At 45.1% G+C, this 22,834-nt stretch carries 16 protein-coding genes; 3 read left to right on the forward strand and 13 right to left on the reverse strand.

The window, feature by feature from the left end:
* Positions 1–40: 40 nt before the first annotated feature.
* From IGK85_RS11735 to fdrA, 11 genes are all read right to left on the reverse strand, one after another.
* Positions 41–1,789: an ABC transporter ATP-binding protein gene (locus IGK85_RS11735; RefSeq protein WP_008379188.1), complete on the reverse strand. Its 1,749-nt coding sequence runs from the start codon at positions 1,787–1,789 to the stop codon at positions 41–43.
* Entirely contained in the window at positions 1,773–3,527 is a 1,755-nt protein-coding gene (locus tag IGK85_RS11740) for an ABC transporter ATP-binding protein (protein ID WP_005234510.1), read from the reverse strand. The genes IGK85_RS11735 and IGK85_RS11740 overlap by 17 nt, the downstream gene beginning before the upstream one ends.
* A 463-nt stretch (positions 3,528–3,990) precedes the next feature.
* Positions 3,991–5,634 carry a peptide ABC transporter substrate-binding protein gene (locus IGK85_RS11745; RefSeq protein ID WP_008379190.1) on the reverse strand — a complete coding sequence of 548 codons (1,644 nt, stop codon included), beginning with the start codon at positions 5,632–5,634 and terminating at the stop codon, positions 3,991–3,993.
* Between the two features lie 28 nt (positions 5,635–5,662).
* Complete coding sequence (locus tag IGK85_RS11750) at positions 5,663–6,373, reverse strand: gamma-glutamyl-gamma-aminobutyrate hydrolase family protein (RefSeq protein ID WP_008379192.1); 711 nt, start codon at positions 6,371–6,373, stop codon at positions 5,663–5,665.
* Between the two features lie 293 nt (positions 6,374–6,666).
* Entirely contained in the window at positions 6,667–7,149 is a 483-nt protein-coding gene (ssb, locus tag IGK85_RS11755; protein WP_035006702.1) for a single-stranded DNA-binding protein, read from the reverse strand.
* A gap of 228 nt (positions 7,150–7,377) precedes the next feature.
* Positions 7,378–8,439, reverse strand: a complete 1,062-nt coding sequence (gene allD, locus IGK85_RS11760; protein ID WP_008379197.1) for an ureidoglycolate dehydrogenase — start codon at positions 8,437–8,439, stop codon at positions 7,378–7,380.
* A 48-nt stretch (positions 8,440–8,487) separates the two neighbouring features.
* Entirely contained in the window at positions 8,488–9,705 is a 1,218-nt protein-coding gene (locus IGK85_RS11765; RefSeq protein WP_008379199.1) for a dicarboxylate/amino acid:cation symporter, read from the reverse strand.
* A gap of 13 nt (positions 9,706–9,718) precedes the next feature.
* Complete coding sequence (gene arcC / locus IGK85_RS11770) at positions 9,719–10,651, reverse strand: carbamate kinase (protein WP_008379201.1); 933 nt, start codon at positions 10,649–10,651, stop codon at positions 9,719–9,721.
* Positions 10,648–11,898, reverse strand: coding sequence for an MFS transporter (locus tag IGK85_RS11775; RefSeq protein ID WP_008379204.1), 1,251 nt, complete (start codon positions 11,896–11,898; stop codon positions 10,648–10,650). Before IGK85_RS11775 ends, arcC begins: the two co-directional genes overlap by 4 nt.
* Positions 11,899–11,913: 15 nt before the next feature.
* Positions 11,914–12,735: a DUF2877 domain-containing protein gene (locus IGK85_RS11780; RefSeq protein ID WP_008379206.1), complete on the reverse strand. Its 822-nt coding sequence runs from the start codon at positions 12,733–12,735 to the stop codon at positions 11,914–11,916.
* Positions 12,725–15,733 carry a DUF1116 domain-containing protein gene (gene fdrA, locus IGK85_RS11785; RefSeq protein WP_008379208.1) on the reverse strand — a complete coding sequence of 1,003 codons (3,009 nt, stop codon included), beginning with the start codon at positions 15,731–15,733 and terminating at the stop codon, positions 12,725–12,727. Before fdrA ends, IGK85_RS11780 begins: the two co-directional genes overlap by 11 nt.
* A gap of 116 nt (positions 15,734–15,849) precedes the next feature.
* Here fdrA and IGK85_RS11790 point away from each other — a divergent pair, with 116 nt between their 5' ends.
* From IGK85_RS11790 to IGK85_RS11800, 3 genes are all read left to right on the forward strand, one after another.
* Positions 15,850–17,427, forward strand: coding sequence for a PucR family transcriptional regulator (locus tag IGK85_RS11790; RefSeq protein WP_008379210.1), 1,578 nt, complete (start codon positions 15,850–15,852; stop codon positions 17,425–17,427).
* Positions 17,424–18,221 carry an alpha/beta hydrolase gene (locus IGK85_RS11795; protein ID WP_008379212.1) on the forward strand — a complete coding sequence of 266 codons (798 nt, stop codon included), beginning with the start codon at positions 17,424–17,426 and terminating at the stop codon, positions 18,219–18,221. Before IGK85_RS11790 ends, IGK85_RS11795 begins: the two co-directional genes overlap by 4 nt.
* Positions 18,222–18,425: 204 nt before the next feature.
* Positions 18,426–19,571, forward strand: coding sequence for a cation:proton antiporter (locus IGK85_RS11800; protein WP_008379214.1), 1,146 nt, complete (start codon positions 18,426–18,428; stop codon positions 19,569–19,571).
* A 156-nt stretch (positions 19,572–19,727) separates the two neighbouring features.
* Here the strand turns inward: IGK85_RS11800 and abc-f are convergent, their stop codons facing one another.
* Both abc-f and IGK85_RS11810 read right to left on the reverse strand, forming a co-directional pair.
* The gene (abc-f, locus tag IGK85_RS11805) at positions 19,728–21,197 is read right to left on the reverse strand and encodes a ribosomal protection-like ABC-F family protein (RefSeq protein WP_008379216.1); all 1,470 of its coding nucleotides are present in this window, start codon (positions 21,195–21,197) and stop codon (positions 19,728–19,730) included.
* A gap of 359 nt (positions 21,198–21,556) precedes the next feature.
* Positions 21,557–22,825 (reverse strand): dicarboxylate/amino acid:cation symporter, encoded by a 1,269-nt coding sequence (locus IGK85_RS11810; protein ID WP_008379218.1) that lies wholly within the window; start codon positions 22,823–22,825, stop codon positions 21,557–21,559.
* Positions 22,826–22,834: the final 9 nt, after the last annotated feature.

Here is a 22,834-nt window from a genome sequence, read left to right on the forward strand (position 1 = left end):
ATTTTCTTTTACGGTTAACATTGTCGGCAATCACCGCTGATTACAGCTGCTCTGCCTGCATTTGATACATTTGCTGATAGATTCCTTGCCCTTGGACAAGACTCGAATGGGTTCCCCGTTCCACGATCTTCCCTTGATCCAAGACCAAGATTTGATCTGCTTGTTTGATCGTTGACAAACGGTGAGCGATCATAAAGGTCGTCCGTCCTTTTTGCAAGATGGTCATCGCCTTTTGAATGATGGATTCTGTTTCAGTGTCCACATGGCTCGTCGCTTCATCCAGAATCAAGATTTTCGGATCAAACACCAATGCACGGGCAAAACTGATCAGCTGGCGTTCTCCACTAGAAAACTCATTGCCTTTTTCAACGACTGGATGATGGATGCCTTTTTCGTAGCGGCTCAAAAGGTAGTCAGCGCCGACTTGTTTCAAGGCATCGATAATCATCGCTTCGGTGATCGTTGGATCGTTCATTCCGATGTTGCTGGCGATCGTTCCAGTAAATAGATAGGGATCTTGCATGACGATCGCCATTGAATCTCTTAAACTATGACGATCAAAATCAGCGATCACTTGTCCATCCACAACGATTTTTCCGTGCTGCGGATCATAAAAACGGAACAACAGGTTCAAAATACTCGATTTTCCAGAACCAGTATGACCGACTAGAGCAATGGTCTCTCCTGCGGCAACGTCAAAGTTGATATCGTGCAAGATCGCTTGCTCAGGATCGTAGCCAAAGGTCACCTGTTGGAAAGAAACATCGCCATTCGTGACAGTCAGCTGCTCACTTTGTTGTTTTTCAACCGGCTGATCAGCAAACTCAAAGACCCGCTGTCCGGCAGCCAATGATTGCTGCACATTGGTGATGGTTTGGACAAGCCCTTCGATGGGATCATACAGGCGGTTGATGTAATCAATAAAGGCATACAGCAAGCCTGCTGAGATCGCCAAGCGGCCATCAAGGAAAAAGGCGGCCAAGGTCGTGATCAAAAGCAAGATCGTTGAGTTTCGCAACAAATTGCCTAATCCCCAAGCGATACTTGAATCGAGTAAGAGGTATTTACGTCCAGTTTTGAACCATTTCTCTACTGTTTCATTAAATTCTTTCTGCAACTGCTTTTCTCGTTGGAAGGCTTGGATTATCGCCATTCCTTGGACAAATTCATTTAACTGCCCACTGATTTGTGAGATGTATTCCCGCATTGCTAAATTGTAACGAGAGGCATATTTGGTGTAAAAATGCTGCCAGATTCCTAAAATCGGGATCAGGATCAGCATCGCTGCTCCTAAGGTGCGGTTCAAAAGAAATAATGCAATAAACGCACCAATGATTTGGATAATGTTGCTTAACAAATTACTGATCACGATCACGTAGAAATTAGACCGCAAGACTTCGGTGTCATTCGTGATCCGTGCGACGACCTTGCCGGCTGGAATCTGGTCAAAGTAAGAAACCGGTAATTTGTGCATATGGTCAAAAAGCTGATCCCGCATTTTTTTGACAATACTGTTGGACATTTTTCGCAATTGCAGCAAGCTGATATAACGAAAGAGAGAACCAATCAAATTGACCAGCAAATACCCAGCGAGTAATTGGATCAAAAGCATCGTGTTTAGGTTTCTGCTGTCAACCGCCGGTGTCATCACTCGGTCGATCAGCTGTTTGGCAATCAGTGGTGAAGTCAGTTCGAGCGCTGCTGCCAACAACAGCAAGATTGCGCCCACGGTAAATTGTTTTTTATAATAGCTCAAATACGTGAGCAAACGCTTAATCGTTGAGAACACTTGTATCGTCCTCCTTTAACTGTTGATGGTAATACTGTTCTTGGTACCAGCCTGGCGTTTCGATCAACTCCTGATGGGTACCACGCTGTGTGATCCGTCCGTCTTCTAAGACGATGATTTGATCCGCTTCGGTGATGGCGGACAATCGATGGGTCACGATGATGGAGGTCGGTGCCTGCTTCATCGTTTTCAAATTCGTGATGATGGCTTGTTCCGTTTTGGCATCAACTGCCGAAAGGGCATCATCCAGTAAGAGGACTTCACTGTTTCGTAAAAACGCCCGTGCTAAGGACAAGCGTTGTTTTTGTCCACCAGACAGGGAAACGCCTTTCTCACCGACGACCGTTTCGAGCCCTTCTGGCATCCGCTTGATGTCTTCACTAAAGCAAGCGGCTTCCAGTGCTTCCCACAACACTTCTTCGGAAGCATCTGGCTGTCCGAATAGCAAGTTCTCGCGAATTGTTCGTGAAAACAAGGTATGTTCTTGCGGCACTTCTGCAAAGTGGTTGCGCACTGCTGTTGTTTGATAGGTCGTCAACGGCTGCTCGTTAATCAAGGGTACTTGATCAGAGTATGGATAGCGGTGACCGAATTGTCTTAGCAGCGTCGTTTTTCCGCTACCGGTCTTCCCAACGATCCCTAAGACTTCTCCACGAGTGATCGTCAAATCCAGTCCTTCTAACACATAACGAGCTGCTTGTGGGTATTGGAAATGGTATGCTTCAAAACGGATCGTATTGATGGCTTGCAGGTCGGCTTCACCAGGAGTTTCTAATTCATCACCCGTCTGCAGCACTTCATTGATCCGACGCCAGGATGCGGCACCTTGTTGCATCACATTCACAAGATCTCCTGCTGAGATCATCGGCCAAACGACCATTGTCAAGTACACTTGGAAAGAGACCATCGCACCGATGGTGATTGTTTGGTTGGCAACAAGAAACGCCCCGACACCAAAGCTCATCACAAAACTGATCGCTAAGATGATGGTAATCAGCGGCCCGAAACGGGAATCGATCTCAGAAACGATATTGTTTTTTGCTCTTGTTTCCAGTGTTTTCTTTTGAAACTGTTCAGTGGTAGCTCCTTCTAGTCCATAAGCTCGGACGACCCGAATGCCATCAATGATCTCCAACACTTCACTATTCATCTCAGAAACAGAATTCTGCGCTTCCGTAAACGCCTTATCGACTTGTGAGCCCCATTTGAAAATGTAATAGGCTAAAAGCGGCATTGGAATCAAGGCAATCAAGGTCAATAGCCAAGAAACCGTCCCAGCCATCATCGCCACGATAAAACTTAGATACAAACTAGTATTTAAGAAAACCATCAGTCCATACCCAACGGTCATCCCCATCACTTGGACATCGTCACTGGAACGAGTCATTAAATCGCCTGTTCGGAAACGATGGTAAAACGGCGCCCCCATTTTAAGAAAGTGGCTCATCAATTGTTCCCGTAATTGTTTTTGCAAATCGTAGGAACCAATAAATAAATTAAACGTCCAAACAAATTCGGCCAGATATCCTAACAAGATAGCTCCGGCAAAGAGGGTCACGTATTGGACCAGTACCGAATAATCAAAATTATCTTGGATCAGCGCATCAATGAATAAGCGCAAGATATAGATTGGTGCGACATACATCGCACTAGCAATCACCATAAAGACGAATACGAAGGTATAGCGCACCTTATGTTCTTTAAAATACGTTGTTAATTGTTTTAATACATACTTCATGTTTTATCCCTCACATTCTAAAAAAGTACACAAAAAAGCTCTGTCCCTTCGGAAAAAGGACAGAGCATAAACGTCGTTATTATAGACATTATCTGTACACTAATGGTTACCGAATGAGGGATTCACTTTATTCAATTTGGTTGTTTTTTTATCAAATACTTTTTGCATCGTAATCCCTCCTTCTCTTTTTATTTTGCTGACTACACCTAACACTTTACAGATAAGTTTCTGAGAATGCAACAACTTTTATTAATTTTCTTTAAAAAAGATTGACTTTTCTAAAAACACAGATGTGAAAACAGCCCTTTTTAACAACCTTTTTTTGAAAACGAATTCCTGTTTTACCCCAAGAGTTGCAACGATTTTGGCTAAAATAAAAAAACAGATGCCCTTCTCTTCAACAAACGCTGTTTGATCAGCACACTTAGTTGAAAAAAAGTTCCTCTGTTTTCTTACTACCTGTTTATTCTGTGACAGATGCTAGGCGATAGGATACTGTTCGTCCAAAAGGAAACACTTGCACCCCTTGCAAACGATCTGTTTTCAAATACGCCACCGCCCCTTGATATAACGGCAAAACGGCTGTATCTTCAACGATCAATTGTTTTTCCAGTTCTTTCAATAAGTCCCAACGGGCAGCTGGGTCGTTTGCTAAAGTCGTCCGTGCTTCTGCTAACCCTTGATCGTAACTTTCACTAGCATACCCAGACGTATTCAAGCCACCTGTTGAATCATAAAATTCTAAGAAGTTGATCGGGTCCGCGTAATCTGGTGTCCAAGTCCCAAAGACGAGATCAAATTCACCTTGGGATTGCAAGTCCAAACGGTTTTGTAAAGGAATCGACTTGGCATCGATGGTTAATCCCGGCAAATTGGTTTCTAACTGCCCTTGGACAAACTCGATGGTTTTCTTGGCTGCTGCTGTATCTGCTGACAACAGTTCCAAAGTGATTTCCTCTTGTCCCAACTCTTCTTTGGCTTGTGCCCAAAGCTCTTGTGCGGCTGTTAAATCGTACGGCAGTAAATCGCCATTTTCTTCACGAAAATCTTGGTCTGTTTCAGGATCTTTGGCAAAGTTGCTTGGCACAAAGCCGTTCAATGCAGTGGACCCATCACCTAAGATATTTTCGGCAAATGCCTCTTTGTCGATGGCTTGTAAAATTGCTTGACGTACCTTGACATTGCCTGTGACTTCTCGTTTTTGGTTGGCACTTAAATACCCCACCAGCGCCTTTGGCACATAGTTGGCTTGAGCTGAGTTTTGGTATTGCTGCGCGTAAGTATCCGTTAAGGTGGTGTAGTCCAGTTCTCCTGTTTCAAAAAGGCTGACACCAGTCGCCGTTTCCTTCACTACTTGCACGTCGATCTTGGTCAATTGGACATTCTCAGCATCCCAATAATCAGGATTTTTCGTTAACGTCCATGATTCGTTGGTCCCGTTCCACCCTTCGATCAAGAATGGGCCATTGCCGACAAAATTTTCCGCTGATAACCCATAATCGGCACCTTTTTCTTCAGCAAACGCTTGGTTTTTTGGCATAAAAGGTGTCCCGACCAAAATTTGATCCAGATACGAGATTGGACTTGCCAATGTCAGCTCTAACGTCTGCTGGTCCAATGCTTTTGCACCTAACTCACTCACCTCAGCGTCCCCTTGACGCACTTGACTGCCATTTTTCAACACATCCATTTGATTACTGCTACTAGAACCATTCTCTGGATTAGCAACATATTGAAAGGCGTAGACAAAATCATCCGCAGTAACAGGATCGCCATTGCTCCATTTTGCATCACGAATGGTGAAGGTATAAACCAGTCCGTCTTCTGATACCGTAGGCTCTTCAGCGGACATCGCAAGCTCAGGATCCCCCTCTTGATCCAGACGGTATAACCCTTCTGCCACTTGTCCGATCATATCGGAACTATTGACATCCGTGTATTGTCCGCTATCAAGGGTTGATAAGGCGCCAGCGGTTGACACTTGAATTTCTTGCGCAACGGCTCCTTGCTCCTCTTGCTGTCCAGAATCCGTCGTGGGGCTCGTGGTACTGCAGGCACTTAAAACCAATACTGTGAAAGCAGTGATACCCATCATTTTCTTTTTCATTTTTCTCCTCCTTGCGTGATCCTCTTTCTTACAATACGTCAACGACATACTTGAAAACCGCTTGTTCTTGTATAAGCGCATCATAGGCAAAATCAGGATGCCATTGAACCGCCAACAAGCGCTGACCCACGTGTTCAATGCCTTCAATGATGCCATCAGGACTCCAAGCTGTCTTTTGCAATGGACGAGCCAATCGATCCACCGCTTGATGATGAAAGGAATTAACCTTTGTTTTTTGACCGTAAACACGAGCCAACATGCTTTTTTCAGCCGTCACGATGGCATGGGTCGGCACTTCTTTCGGAATCGGCGCCTGCATATGAATGATCTCACTGAAGGTACTGATGTCTTGCTGCAGCGTGCCACCGAATGCCACGTTGACCAGCTGCATTCCCCGACAAACCGCAAAAATTGGTTTCTTTTGCAGCAGCGCTTCATCGATCAGCGCTAGTTCAAACTCATCCCGTGCCAACAAACCGCTTCCAGTTGCCTGATGGGCCTCCTGCCCATAAAACTTGGGTGAAACATCTTGTCCACCAGCTAATACCAGTTTATCGATCTGTGAAACATAGTCCTTGGCTGCAGCTGGCTCACTGATTGGCACGAGCAATGGCAGTCCGCCCGCTTGCTGGATCGCTCGCACATACCCTAATGGTGTGTAGGCGATCGGCAAATGATGCAGCACATCGCCAGCATCTTGCACTTCATTCGCAGCGATCCCTATAATTGATTTGCCCATCGACTTCCCTCCCTGATTAACGATTTTTTCAGAAAAAAGCGGTATCTAGCAGTTGAACAAGGCAAGCGCCGCTCTTTTTCTCAAGATATGTTTCAACTATTCTAAACCAATCCGCACTTTTTGTGAAACACTATTTTCACTTTCGCGATCATTTATTACAATCACCATTCTATTTAACCCCCTCTTTGATAAGCAATAAAGAACACCGCTAGTCAGATATAGTTGAATTTTACCAATACTTTCTCTACGTAAAAAAACATGCGAGAAGCCGTTGCTTTCCGCATGTTTCGTCATTAAAATAATCGATTGTCTTTTAAAAACTCCAGCATCTGTGTTTTTAGGGGATCTTTTTCATTACGGATCGACTTTGTTTGCGTTGTTTCATCAAGTGTCGATAGCCGCTTTTTAGGAAAAGGCGCCGCTGGTTCTTCTGCCAACTCTAAGATTTGGAAGCTATCCACCACCACTTCTGCCGCACAAAGTCTCTGACCTTCTGGTGTTTCATAAGGACAGCCTTGCAAGTGTCCATTGATTTTGATACTTGCCCCTTTTTGAGTATACCGTAAAAAGGTCTCTGCCTGTTTTCCATGAATGACGCAAGCAAACCATTCATGGTGCACTTCTTCACTGTTTTGCCATTGAGACACAATGACAAGATCAAAACGTACGCCCTGATCGTCCGCCGCATCAAACGCTTCTTTACTAGGCATCTCTGCGATTTTCCCAGTAAGAACCACTTTATTCATTGCCACGTTGCATCCTCGCTTTTCTCTCATTTCTTGAGTGATCTTAACTTATGCGACCTATTCTACCACATTCCAAAAAACAAGCAATCAAAGGTCGAATGGCTTAAGAAATGCTTTGAACAAAATGAACCAACTCAAAGAATTCGTCTAATCTTTCCAATAATGTGCGATTTTCTGACTGAAAACTTCTCTTTGCTCCAGACAGCAAAAAAACAGTTGGTTCAATCCCCCTCTGAACCAACTGCCTTTTGCGGATTTTTATTTAGCAAAGGAATCTTGACTACCATAGCGATCAAAATGGAGGGTTTCGCTTTCGAGATAATCGATGATCGCTTTGGGGATCATGACCCCTTCTTGCTGGGCTTTTTCAAAGTGTATTTGGCTGATCTCTCCAGGATAGTAGACTTGTGATTGCCCTTCTACTGGCGGGATTGCATGCAGCTCAGTCACCATCTGATCGATGCTTTGCTTGAAGGTTTCGGTGTTGGTAAAACGAGATGGATCGATCACAAGAAGGAATTGTCCTAAGCGGCGTTTTTCCGTCAAGTCCGCATACATGGAGGTGACCTGTTTACCAAAAGCCAAGCCTAGCATCGAGCCAGCTAAAATATCCACCATCATCATCAAGCCATATCCTTTAGCACCAGCGATTGGCAATAATCCTTGGACAGCATAGGGATCGGTGGTAGGCAAGCCATGCTCGTCTACTGCCCAAGTATCGGGGATCTGCTGCTTCTTCGAGCGAGCATCCAAAATTTTGCCCCACGCTTGAACCGTCGTCGCCATATCAAAAACCACCGGTGGATGATTGGCTCGTGGTGCAGCAAACGCGATTGGATTGGTGCCAAAATAGTTTTCGGTTCCACCAAAAGGCACCGCCATCGGATCCGATTGACACATGGCGATCGCTACTAAGTCGGCTTCAGCAACCTGTTTGACGTAATACGCCATCGTCCCGCTATGGCTGGTCTGCTCGATTCCTACTGCAGCGATCCCGGCTTCTTTTGCCAGATGAATGGCGATCGCCATCGCTTCATTGCACACATAATGCCCCATGCCGTTATCTCCGTGGAAAATTCCGGTAGCGGCGCCTGTTTTTTCAAAAGACATGTTTGGTTCCAGCGTGATGCCACCTTTTACTAAACGCTCGGCATAGTAGTCCATCCGCACGGCACCATGAGAATGGATCCCGCAAGCATCCGCAAAGGTCAAATGCGCCGCTGTTTCACTGGCAGCGGCTTCTGGCAAACCAGCAGCCAATAGTTTCTTTTTCATCAATGCTTCTAATTCCAGCAGAGAACGTCTGCTCATTTCTTCCATCTTTTCTCCTCCTTAGAAAAAGAGAAGCACGCTTGGCAACGGCTTCTCTTATTGATTAAACACGCGATAATCCAGTTCATCGGCTGACTTAGCGATCAGCAGCGCTGAATAGACGTCTGAGTTCACGTTCAAAATTGTCCGCAGCATGCCAACAAACCATTCGACACCAGCAAATAGCGCAATGCTTTCGATTGGTAAACCAAGCTGGGGAACGATGATTGCCAAGGAAACTAACCCCGCTCCGGGAACAACTGCATTGGCTAAAGAAACGAAAGTCGCAGTTACAGCTACCATCACCATTTGGATCCCGTCAAAGTTGATTTGATACATTTGGGCGATTGTCATGACGGTAATCGCCATATGCATCGCTGACCCATTGCTGTTCAAAGACATGCCCAATGGCAATACCAAATTGGTGATGCGGCTACTGAGTCCTAATTTGTTCTGGGATTCTTCCATAGCGATCGGCAGCGTGATGGCAGAGGAGGTCGTCGCCAATGCCATGACCGACATATTCTTCATATTTTTGATCAATCGTAACGGATTGATCCGACAATAAACGGTCAATAAGACTAGCCACAGCCCAAGGAACGTGACGGTGGCTAGACCGTAGACGAGCAAATAGCTGCCTAATGGCAAAATGATCTGCAAGCCCAGGGAGCTGATCGTTGAAGCGATCAAAGCAAAAATACCGATTGGTGCCACGATCATCACGTAACGAATGATAGCGATGACAACCTCATTTAGATCCACGATCAGCCCATAAAGAGATGACTCAGGTTTCTTTTGCATAAAGCGATTGAGAGCAACACCAAAGAACAACCCAAAAACGATGATTTGAATAATTGACCCTTTACTCAACGCATCGAAAATATTCGTGGGAATAAAGTTGATCACAGTCTCTGATATAGAAATTTCTTGTGCTTGCAGAGGTTCGCCGACAGCTTGTGAAAAGTCGATCCCTTTGCCTGGAGCAAAGAAGAGCGCCATCAGCACGCCCCATGCAGCAGCGAATAAGGAGGAAATCCCAAAGACAGCGATCGTTTTTCCACCCAAACGAGTGAGTTCTTTCGGGGCAATCCCCCCAACTGCTTGAATGATTTGTCCAACGATCAATAACGGGATCGCCATTTGCATCAGACGCAAGAAAAGATCGCCCAAGATTTTTAGGAATGAAGCGGCTTGCCCAAAGAACAAACCGCAAAGAATCCCTAGAAGAACGGCAATAACGATCTGCGTCACCATCGGTAGTTTTTTTGCTTTCACTTTGATCCCCTCTTTATTTTCGAAGTATGGTTCCTGTATGCTGATCCAGTTCAGCTAACTTTTCGATTGAGGTAATAATCGCGGTTCTGGCTGCATCTTCTTCAACAAAATCAATCGCAGCTTCTATTTTTGGCAACATACTGCCCGCTGCAAAATGGCCTTCCTCGATGTATCCCTTGGCTTGTGCCACACTGATTTCTCCTAAGGCTTGCTGATTCGGCTGGTTGTAATTGATGTAGATATTGTCGACACCGGTCAAAATAATCAGGCGATCGGCCTGCACATCTTTTGCTAAGACACTGGCGGTAAAGTCTTTGTCGTTGACGGCTTCCACGCCAGTAAACCCATTATCGTTGCGAACGACAGGTACGCCACCGCCACCGGCACAAATCGTGATCACACCTGCATCGACCAATGTTTTGATGGCTTCTTTTTCAACAATTTCTTGCGGTTTCGGCGATGGAACCACTTTGCGGTAACCACGCCCAGCGTCTTCTTGATACACCCCGCCATTGGCTGCCATCGCAGCATTGGCTTCCTCTTCACTATAAAAAGGTCCGACTGGTTTGGAAGGTTTCTCAAACGATGGATCTGCTGGATCGACACGAACTTGGGTGACTAATGAGATTACCGATGGATGTGCTTGACGTGTGGCAAACTCATTGATCAAGGCATTTTGCAGCCAATAACCGATACTTCCTTGGGTCATCGCTACGCAGCTGTCTAATTTCAATTGGGGATTTTTTTCACTTTCCCCGGCTTTTTGCTGCAACAGCAAGTTGCCGACTTGTGGTCCATTGCCGTGACAAACAATGACTTTTTCCCCTTTTTCGACAAAATCGGCAATATAACGTGCTGCTTGCGCAACGACTGCTTTTTGTCCTTCATCACTGGGGTCTTTATCTAAAATAGCATTGCCGCCTAAAGCGATCACATTCAAACTCATTTTATGCTCTCCTTCTGATTTTCCTTTGCTAATACGGCAAAAACACCTAATCCGATCAGCAGTAATAAACAAGACAGGTAAAACCCGACCTGCATCGATCCTAAAGAATCGGCTAAAAAGCCAGTAACATAAGGCGCTAAGATCGACCCCGACATCCCGATAAAGTTATAGGCACTCAAGGTTGTTCCTAAGGCGCCTTTTGGTGCGTTTTTCGTCACAAAGGTCACGACGATTGGATCAAGCGCCAGCTTGCCAGTCAATCCATACAAAATCAAAACAGTGATCAATAAGGTACGATCCGTTACAAAGGCAATGGCAAATACGGAAAGGGTCGCCAATGGGACCAATAAATAGACTAATTTTTTCGTCGCGCCAGTTTTATCATTCAATCGAGCAAAAATCAACGCACCTGGAATCGATGCCCATGGGACTAAGGAAGCAATAAAGCCGACACTCGCCCCTTCAAAGCCACGCTCGGCAATCAAGAATTGCGGCAGCCAAGTTATAATCACAAAGTTTGCATAAATGCTGGTAAAGCATAGAACAAAGGCTGCCACGAGATTGCGGTTTGAAAAAATCTGCTTCAAGGAAATCTTTTCTTTTGGCCCCTCTTCTTTTATTTCTTGTCCTTCATCTTCTGGACGAATCACTTTTTCTTTCAAAACAAAATAGAACAAGACACCGACAATCAAGGTCGGAAACGCCATTAGGAAGAAGGGTTGGCTCCAATGGCCCCCGTTATCCAAGACCAATTTACTAGAAAGCAAGTACCCGCCAGACGTTCCAAACGCCATCCCACTGTTGATAATGGCATTTCCGACGGTCCGTTTGTTGTCGGGAATCGCTTCGGTAGACAATGCGTATTGCGGACCGTAATAGGCACCTTGACCAATCCCTGCAATGGCACGAATCACTAAGAACAAAACGAAGCTTGTGGCTAGTCCACTGAAGTAAGTAGTCACCGCCAATAAAACAAAACCTAGGGCGATCACCAATTTGCGACCGATTTTGTCGCCGATGATGCCAAAAGGAATTTGCGCAACGGCATATGTCAAAAAGAAAATACTATTGGCAAGTCCTAGTTGTGTGTTGCTTAAATTGAATTCTTCTCCGATCACACCCATGATTGGATTGAAGATCGTCCGTGTGGCGTACATTAAAATCCAGCCGACAAAGAAAATAGCAACGACTTTTTTCCAGTAAGAATTGCTTACTTTGACCGCATCTTTCTGGTTACTGATTTCCATGATTTCTCCCCATTTCTATTCTTTTTCCTCAAGTGACAATGACTCCAACGCTAACAAGAACCCAAAACTAAGATCTTTGCCTGACGAATGACCAACGGACATCAACTGCTGCACATCTTTTTCAATCACTTGTGGGTTTTGCTTTTTTAAGTCTTTGAATAATTGCAGCATCAGAGAATTGACATACCCTTGACTGGCACTTTGAATATAAGCAAGGCTGACATCCGTCGTAGACAGCGGTTTTGCCAATGCTTGCGCTAACGCGTCAGCTTCCGGCTGCTGCAAGGCATAGAGCATCGCTTGATAGGCAACTAAAAGATCATCGCCGCTAGGTGTCAATCCTTTGCCGCGGCCAATCAGGTGAGCAATGATTGGTTCCCAATCTGAGACAGGCTGCCGCAATGCCGCAAACACTGCTTGGGTTTTCTCATCTTCGGGCAACCCAATCTTGGTTTCTAGTTTTTGTTGAAGCAGGATTTCTTTCAAAAGCTGCAATTCCGCAGAGGTGAAGGATAGCTCCTTCACCTGCAGCGAAACCAATTCTTTTTCCTCTAATGACAGAGAAAATGTTCCTTTTGTGCTGTAAAAAATCAGACCATGCTCTCGGACTTGCACGCGATTGCCGACCTCGATCAAAGGCAGGACTTGCTCAAACAATGCATCTGGTAAAAAGACTCCGAAGCCAGTCAAATAGTTGCGATAGTTGTTGATATTGACCAGCTGCTGCCCGATCATCACATTGAATGAACGATCAAACACGCTATGCACCCGACCGGTACGACCGAATCGTTGCAATGGGTCTAGATAATCACTGATTTTGATTTTCTCAGTCAACATCGATCCCCAGATCCTTCGCATAAGCCGTCAAGGCATTTTCAAAACAGCCTAACGGTGCACGCACCGTCCCTGCACCGACTTGACCGACACCTGCTTCTTTATGGGCGATCCCAGTATTGATGATTGGGGTGATGCCTGTTTCAACGACTTTCCGGATGTCGATCCCCAAACAAGTCCCCTGGAAGTCCCATGTTGGGATCGAGAAGGTCGGATTATGACCGAAACAGATTTTTGCCATTTCATTGGAAGTTTCTAGCGCATCTTCAAAGCCACCAGCGCCGACAAAGCGTGTTACACCTGGTGCGGCTACCATCGCCATTGCTCCGACACCGACGGTTTCAGTAATGGCACTGTCCCCAATATCAGGATTGCCATCTGCTTCGGTAAACCCAGTAAAGTACAAACCTTTCGGCGTATTGACTGGTGCAGTATGCCATTGGTCTTCTGTTTGGGCGACACGAACCCCAAAATTGACGCCGTTTCTCGTCATGGTGGTCACGATCGTTCCTTTGGCATCGACACGGGCACCGTCAACGATGGCTTTGCCGGTTGCCATCATGATATTCAAGAAGAACTGATCGGTATCTGCTAAGAACTTGATCACTTCATATTTTTGCTTTTCATCGATTTCTGTTTGGATGATCAACGGCGCGATCTCTTTCAAGAAGTTCAATGATGCTGCAATATTTCGTTGATGGAATTCATCCCCCATTGTGATCGACCGGGCAATCAATACATTCAAATTGATGCCTTCTTCAGTTAGTTTTAATGCCTTGGCAATGGTTGGTCCTAAGACGTCTTTGATCCAATCCAAACGATCGATGACTTCTTGTGAATAAGCACCGAATCGCAAGACTTTACCGATCCCTTCGTTCAAAATACAGTAGGCTTTGTTGCCGACAAGGCGGTTTTCAACCACAAAGACAGGCATATTCCCTGAAGTGATCCCGCCCATTGGACCGACTGCCTGGACATGGTGACATGGCATAAAGCGGACTTCCCCACTTTCTAGTAGGCGGCGGGCTTCGTCTTCATCCTTCGCCCAGCGTTCAAACAAGGCAGCGCCGATACAAGATCCTTGCATCGGTCCCGTCATTTCCGACCATTGGATCGGCGGTCCTGCATGCAGCAAGGTTTTCTGACTTTCGTTTAATTCAGCGATCACTAATTTAGCCGGAACGACATCGATCAAGAATGGTTGGGCATTTTTGATTTTATCCGTCACTGCTTGGTTTTCAGCTGTGATTTTTTCGTCAAATTCTTCTAACGCGTCTAAAATACGGATCATTTTCTTGTTGCCGTTAGCACGAGGACGCCAGTTGAATTGTTCTGTTTTCCCGCCATATTGCAGGATCGATTCATTGAAGCTTTGCAAGCCAACATTGATGATCCGTGGTTTGGTGGTCAACAGCTCCATTACTTTCTCGCTGACTGTCGGCACCTCAACCTTGCTACCAGTATAGTCATTGACTGTTTTGTCTGCTTCAGAAAGAGTCGCCCCTTTTAAAGCTAGGGCTAATTGCACTGCTTGAGCATTGCTTGGTGCCACATAGACGCCAGCTGCTTTCAAACGGTTGACCGCTTCTTGGTAGTTTTGCGGATCTTTTTCAGTTCCGCAGACGGTAGCAACAAAGTACAACGCGCGATCAGCTGCTTGGGCTGTTTGCTGTGCAGCTTCGATAGCTGGTAACAAAGCTCCTACCATATCTGCATGCGCGCCGTAACCTAGCACCACATCAAATAGAATGACCCCGGTTTGCTCATCTTGCGCATAGTCTTCGATTTTTTTGATGCGCACTTCAGGATCGATCATTGGATGCGGTTTGCCTTGGGTATAGATATCATCACCAAGGTCGATCACATCGTAGCCATGGGAATGTAAGATATAGCCTTCTTGTTTTACAAGGCCTTCTAAATTCAAGGCTTCGGAGATCAGCATTCCTGCTTCGGCAGCTAATGTTCCGCCAGAATAAAGACCTTTAACCACTTTGTCGGCAGCGAGCTTGGGCACATCTGGGGTTTCCACGCGTTCAAAATAGTTCGCCTTGACTGGTTCTTCATTGGCAAGATCAACAGCAATGCGCGCTGTTTCTTCCAGCGTATGTGCCAAATAGACTTTTCCTTCATGGGCTTCTGGTTTTTCTCCTAAGAAAATCGCTACTACAGGTTTGCTGATACTTTGTAGCAATTGAACGACTTCATCCCGCACTTCTTTTGCAGGTGGTTTCGAGATCACGCAAATCACATCTGTCGGTTCATGATTTTCTAAAGCAACGATGGCATCTTTGACAGTGATCGCCCCAACTTTGTCGCTTAAGTCACGTCCGCCGGTCCCGATGGCATGAACGACACCACCGCCTAATCGGTCAATGATCGTCGTCACTTCTTGAATCCCCGTACCAGAGGCACCAACAACACCGATGTTTCCTGGTGCCACGACATTCGTGAAGGCAATCGGAATGCTGGAAATAATACCGGTCCCACAGTCTGGCCCCATCATCAATAAGCCTTTTTCATGAGCCAGCTGTTTCAAACGCACTTCATCTTCGATAGCAACATTGTCCGTAAACGAGAATACATGCAAGTCATTTTTCAAGGCTTTTTCCATCTCGGCAGCACCATATTCCCCAGGAATACTAAATAGTGCAACATTGGCATCCGGCATTGCGCTCAAGGCTTCTTGCCATGAAGCCGCCGCTGGCGTTTCTTTGCCTTGATCTTTTGCTGAAAGATCAGCTAAAAATGAATCGATTGCTGGCATTACTTGATCCATGATCTGTTCGTTTTGGCTATCGACTACGATCATCATATCGTTGGGTGAAGCACCTTCAGCCTCTTTAGAAAGCAAGCCAGTGTTATTTAATATGTCTTTGTTTGCATCCGTCCCCATCATGATTTGACTCATTTCGACATCGCCTAGATCATTGATCGTATTCGTCAGCAGCATTAAGTTAATGGAATCTTGGTAGTTATTCTTTAAGATTACTGTGTGCAGCATTTGTTCTCCTCCTTTTCTTATACTCTCATTCTAACGAGCCTTGTTTGCGTTTTCATTGGATAAAGTTCTAAAAAAATGCTATACTTTTTATCCAAAAGAGAAAAAAGGAGCATTTTATGAAATTAAAAGAATTGGTTGAACTGCCGCTTTTTGAAAAAAGTAAAGTCCTGACTGGCTCCATTGGTTTAACAAATTCCGTTGGTTCCGTTATGGTGTTGGAAGCGATGGATATCGAAAAATGGAGCAAAGCCCATCAATTGATTTTGACTTCTTTTTATGCCTTCAAAGACCAATCGCCTGAGGAACTGCGTGTTTTTTTTGAAAAAATGCAGCAAATCGGTGTCAGCGGTTTAGTGATCAAAGTGGATCGCTTGATCCCTATGATTCCAGATTGGGTGATTGAGCTTAGCTTTGCTTATCAGATCCCTTTGATCAAAGTACAGCAAGAAGTCAGCTATGAAGCCATCATGCTAGCGGTTTACGAACCATTGCTGAATCACCAAACCCAGCTGCTGCGTACCTATTACGAAGTTCGCCAGCGCTTCATGAAAGTCGAGCGCAACCACTCTTCTTTCGATCAGATCATGCAAGAGTTCTATCAATTGATCGAAAAGCCTTGTTCTTTGCGCATCCCCCATTTAGATGTGCATGTGTCCGTCGGTCAATCCTTTAAGAATTTCGTGGTGACCAAACAAGAACCTATGAAGACCATCGAGTTTACCAAGAACCACTACGAATATTTGGAATTATTTTCTCATGAGAACAATCAATATGTGACTGCCATCAAAGTAGAGATCATCAATCCTTACAATGATCTATGTACCCTGATCGTTTATCAGAAAGATTCGCAGATCCCTGAGGCAAAAGTCATGATTATTGAAAATGTGATCGACGTCATCTATGAACGCCTCCAAATGGCGTATTTGTTGAAGAAAGAGCGCTACAATCGCATGAACAATCTTGCCGATGCGATCTTGCAAAACACTCCTAGCAATTTGGCTGAGCTGGATCTTTTGTTAGAAGAAGCGCAACTGGATCGCTACGATTTTTACCAAGGCATCGCCTTTGCTTCCAACAGCTTTAAAGATAAGGAGCGTAAGTCCGTCGTTTTGCACAAGCTACGGGCGTTGAAAACACCCCACGTCTTTTTTGAACACCACAATTATTTGGTGATCCTCTATAATTTCCAATCGATCGCCCATCAGGTGACGAAACAGATGCTGCAGACACATTTTGATGATGCCCTGTTAGCCGATGAACATGGCTGCTTGGTGGTCAGCGAAGTCTTACGCAAGGAACAGATCAAAGAGATCCTGCCAGAGTGTTTGGATGCGATCCGCTTCAATCGGCAGTTTTATTTGGCGCCGATCATTGCCTATAGCGACTTAGGTATCTTTAGTTCCTTTATCAAGGAGAACCAACTAGAAAAGCTGCAGCAAAGCATTCCCCCGAAGCTGTATCAACTTTCGGAAGAAAATGAAGAGCTGTTCAAAACGCTGTATACCTTTTTTATCACGAATCGCAATTACAAAAATACGGCTGAAACCTTGTTTCTTCATGCCAAAACGATTCGTTATCGGCTAAGCAAAATCGAACAGCTACTAGAGATCGATCTGACAAGTCCGATCCAATTAGTCAATTACGAGATCGGCACCTATTTATTAGAGCTTCAGAAAAGGAGTCAAGCAAAATGAAAAAAGAATGGCAATTGACCACCGGTGCTTCGGTGTCCCTTTATCCTGCTTCGGAGAAATACGTGATTTACTTTCACGGCGGCGGTTTTGTTTATGGAACCCGTCAAGACATTCCCGCATCACTGATCGCACTATTTCAAGAGCAGCAATACAGCGTCCTCACAGTCGATTATTTACTGGCGCCCAATTCCTCGTTAGCGGAGATTTTGGCGCTGAACTGGCAAAATTTTCAAGAATTGCAAGCAACTGTGCTTAAAGATAACCCGTTTTGTTTCTGCGGACGCTCAGCTGGCGGTTATTTGATGCTGGCGCTGACCCAGCAATTACTGAAGGAACAACAGAGATTGCCTGAAAAACTGGTCAATTTTTATGGGTATACCGATCTTTCTTTTATTGAAAACAAACGAGTCTTGCAGCAGCCGCTCTTAAGCAAAGAGCAAGTCCCTTCTTTGGATCAAACCGAGATCGTTTGGGATGATCCGCAGTTTCAGCGCTATTTGCCTTATGTTTATTGGGTTCAACAGCAAGAACTCACCACGATCTATGGTCTAACAGCTGAAGCTCTTTCTGACTATGCCATTGATCCTGAGCTGCTTGCTCAATTTCCTCCAATTTTCAGCAGTGCCAGCAGTACCGATGAGGAAGTTCCTTTTCGTTACAGCAAAGGCTTGAAGAAAGTGCCTAAAAGCAAATTTGTCCCTGTCTATGATTTGCCCCACGACTTTTTGAAAAACGTCGAGGAGCCGCAAGTCCAAATGGTGTTTCAGCAGCTCGCCCGTTGGCTCAAACAATAATTTGATACAAGTAAAGTGAAAATAATGTTTTTTTATTTCGACGAGTGCACAGAAAAACTCTGATTGCCTTCGCTTCCTCCTTATCTCAAAAAACGTGTGGTTTAATGAAACTCTTTTAATAAAAAAAGGCTTGATACAGGCTCAATTCAAGAGAGAATGCTATACTAAAGGGGAGTATGTTATAGGAAAGAAGGATGAGGTTTTATGCATTTTGTCGGGATTTTGTGTTTGATCCTAATCACGACGACCCTCTTCTCGCATCTGGCGAGACAGATGGGCGTTCCTGCTGTTATCGGGCAGTTGTTAGCGGGGGTTTTATTAGGAGGCGCAGGACTCAATTGGGTCCATCCAGATATTCTGGTTCATGATTTTTCAGAGATTGGTGTTATTTTGCTGATGTTTTTAGCGGGATTGGAAAGTGATATTTCTTTATTGAAACGCTATTTTCGTCCAGGGATGCTCGTTGCCCTTTTGGGGATCGTGTTCCCTATGCTCTTCGGGTATGCCACGGGGGTCGGTTTTCAAAGCAGTCCCACAGAAGCGTTCTTTTTCGGGATCGTATTAGCTGCCACCTCAGTCAGTATTTCTGTCGAAGTATTGAAAGAGTTGAATGTGGTGAATACGAAAGAAGGGTCGACGATTCTTGGTGCTTCCGTCGTGGATGATATTTTGGTCGTGTTGGTTTTGAGTCTTAGCCTTTCCTTTTTAGGCGGCGAAAGCAGCCAAGCAACACCACTGCCGGTCACCTTATTGGTAGAATTGATTTATTTTGTGTTGATTTTTCTATTAGTGAAATGGATTGCTCCGTTCTTATTGGCACTTGCAGAAAAGCTATTTGCAAATTCCGCGGTGATCATCATGTCACTGATCATCTGCTTAGGAATGGCGTATCTTGCTGACCTCGTTGGGTTAAGCTCGGTCATTGGTGCCTTCTTCGCAGGGATCGCTGTCAGTCAAACGAAGGTTCGTGAGGAAGTGGAACACAGTGTCGAAGCATTAGGTTACGCCGTCTTCATTCCGGTGTTCTTTGTCAGCGTTGGCTTGGAAGTTGATTTTTCCCGCTTAAATGAGCAATTATTCTTTATTCTTGCCTTTACCGTGGTCGCGATCATGACCAAATTGGTCGGCGGCTATGTCGGGGCGAAAATCGCGAAATTCTCAAACAACAGTGCTTGGATGGTGGGAGCTGGAATGATTTCCCGAGGTGAAATGGCATTGATCATTTTGCAGATTGGTCAACAAAACCAATTGATTTCGTCCGCATTGTATTCCCCTTTGGTGATCGTTGTCTTGTTGAGTACCTTGATCTCTCCCCTGATCTTAAAATACTTTACGAAAAAGATTTATTAAGCGATGTAGCAACAGCTAGGCGATACCGATGATTGCGAAAAAAACAGCACGGGTTTTGTAGTGACCGCTCAACGGCCGATTGTTGATCGAACGTTGGGCGGTCGCTTCCTTTCCCGCGCTGTTTTTCTTTATACAGGTATAAAAGCGACAATGCTGCTAGTTACTGGAAACCAATGTTAATTTTCCATGATCGATTTGATACACATCATCCGCGACGGCATCGATAAACGCTTGATCGTGAGATGTGAACAAAACCATGCCTCGATAGCTGCGAATCAATTGTTCCAAGACGGTGATTGTCGGCAGATCAATAAAGTTCGTCGGTTCATCAAGTATCAAGACATTGGCAGGTTGAGTAAAGATGCGTGCGAGCTCGACCCGTGTCGCTTCTCCGCCGCTTAGCACATTGACTGGCTTCATCACGTCAATCTGGCTAAATCTCAGATTGTGTAAAATACTGCGGACCAGTGGTTCCTGATAGTCTGTTTGAGCCATCAATTCCGTCAAAAGCGGTGTGGTGCTGTTTTTTCGATAGCCCATTTGCTCGTAGACCGCAAAGACGATTTTCGGTGATACATAGATTCCCTCTCCACCTGCGATGATTTCTTTTAGTAAAGTCGACTTTCCCGAACCGTTCGGACCCACGATAGCGATTTTCTTCCCGGCAGCAAACTGGAAACTGCTGCTGTCTAGCAATCGTTTCGCCCCTCTTTGAATGGTTACTTGCTCCCCACGAATCGGTCGTTTATTATGCAGCTCCACTGCAGGGACTACTGGAAAACGAATCACCTGCTGCCGGGCGACGCCCTTCACTTCTTCCAACTGATCCAAGCGGCTTTCCATGGCTTTGACTGTTTTTTGCAATGACTTTTGCACCGTGTCTTTTTGTTTTGATGACGACAAACGGTCTGGTCGGATGTTCTGCTGTCGCTTTTTTTCAGAAATACGACTGCTCTTGATCGCTTGTTCTTTTTTCTTTTGGATTGCTTGGGTCAACTGCTGTTTTTGTTGCTGATACTGCGCAGCCTCCCAGGCAATACGCTGTGCCGCTTGCTCTTTTTGCTGTCGGTAACTGTCATAATTGCCAGCATACTCGGTGACTTTTCCTTGATCGACTTCCCAGATTTTCGTTGCCAGCTGATTCAATAGATACCGATCATGACTGACCACGATCAGGGTGCCATAATAATACTGCAATTCCTCAATCAAGACTTGAATTCCTTGCTGGTCCAAATGGGTCGTTGGCTCATCGAGCAAAAGTCCTAACTGATAGGAAGATAACGTTTGTGCCAACCGGTATTTGGTCTCCTCCCCGCCGCTTAGTGTCGCCAATCCATTTGTTGGGATCGAAAAACGACCGAACAGCGCCCAGTCAAGGGCCTCCGTCTTTTCAGTCACCTCAGCGATTTGCGGGAAATAGTGAAACGAATTTTCTTTTTGGATCGTTCCTGAATCAGGATCGACCACTCCCGCAATCAACTTCAGCAAGGTAGACTTGCCTTGCCCGTTTGCGCCCACGATCCCGATACGATCCGTTTGATAGGCACTCAGTTCTTCAATGTTCAGTACTTCTTTGGCCCCATAATTTTTGATTAGATTGTTTATTTTTACACTTAATTGTTCCATCAGTCTGTCCTTCCCGTCTAGGAAAACGCAAGCACAAAAAAAGGGCATAGCCTACCGCTATACCCTGATTTTAATAAGAAATTGGAAAAAAGAGGACACTCATCCCTTGAAATCACGATTGCCTAGACTTTTGAAATAGATTTAAATTAGCTATTCAAAAGGTCAATCCACAATTTCATCGATGCTGTCATGTTTTTTCCTCCTCTTTTTGTCGTAGTTGTCTGTTGAATGACAAGCGGAAAATCAGCCGCTACTGTTTACCGTTTACGGTATTTCAGGAAGCTTCTTTAGTCTATCAACGAATCAATCGTAGCACGTTTCCAAAAAAGAGTAAAGTTTCATCACAAGAATGATTGGTCTTATACGCCATCGGTGATTTTTTCTGCTAATTTGACCTGGGCTTTTTCACCATTGAAGATTGCACGATCCAGTTCTCCTTCATCATGAGCAACGATCAACGCCACCGTGACGTCAGGGTCAACATTCAAGAGGGTCCGAAACATCCCAGAAAACCAATCGATCCCTGCCAGTAAGGCGATGCTTTCATTAGGCAGTCCTAACATAGGTAAAACCGTAGCCAGTGTGACTAATCCGCCGCCTGGAACGACGATCGTTCCCAAGCATGCCAACGAGGACAACAAGACCACTTGCAAAAGATCCCCCCAGCTCAATTGGATCTGGTACGCCTGAGCAACGGTTACGATTGCCAGGGCTAAAAATAAGGAGAGCCCATTGCTATTTAAGGTCATGCCTAGAGGCATCACGAGCTTATTGATTCGATCACTGATCCCAAATCGTTCTTTGCCATCTTCGATTTGAAACGGCAATGAAACAGCAGAAGAGGTGGTCGTAAAGGAAATCACCGATAGACGCCACATATTCTTTATCAAACGAAACAAGGAAACTTTGCAATAGAGCGACGTCAAGAGAAACCAAAGAAACAAAAAGAGCAAAGATGCCGCTGCTAACGTCAATAAAAAACTGGCTAACATTCCCAACACACGAATGCCGGTATCTTCTACCAAGGAAGCAACAAGGCCGAAAATCCCGATCGGCGCCAACTTCATGATCATGCTGACCATTTTTAACAAAATATGATTAAAACTACTGATCATATCTAGAAACAGCTGATTCTTTTTTTCATGCTTGATTAAGCTCAAGGCAAGGCCAAAGAAGAGCGAAAAAATAATCACTTGGATCATATTCTGCTCCACCATGGCTTGAATAATGTTCAGTGGAACAAAGTTCAAGATGACTTCTTCTATACTGCTGGTACTTAATGCAGTTTCTGTACTTTGCAGCAGCGACTGGTCAAGGCCTGCGCCGGGCTTGAGGATCAAGGCGAACAAGAGACCGAAAATAGCGGCGACGAGGGTCGAACCGGTAAACCAGAGGAAGACTTTCCCGCCGATCCCACCTAATTCTTTTGGATCAAGTCCCCCCACCGCTTCAATCACCGAGCCCATGACCAACACGACCACAGACATTTGAATCAGTCGCAAGAAGAAGTCCCCGACTAGCTGCATTTGATCACCTAAACCGGGAAAGGAAACGCCCCAAAAAATCCCCAATACCGTTGCAATCATGATTTGGTTGGTCAAACTGATTTTTAAGGATCGTTTTTTCATCTGTTGTTC

The organism is Enterococcus sp. AZ015 (assembly GCF_050499225.1).
GTDB lineage: Bacteria > Bacillota > Bacilli > Lactobacillales > Enterococcaceae > Enterococcus_D > Enterococcus_D entomosocium.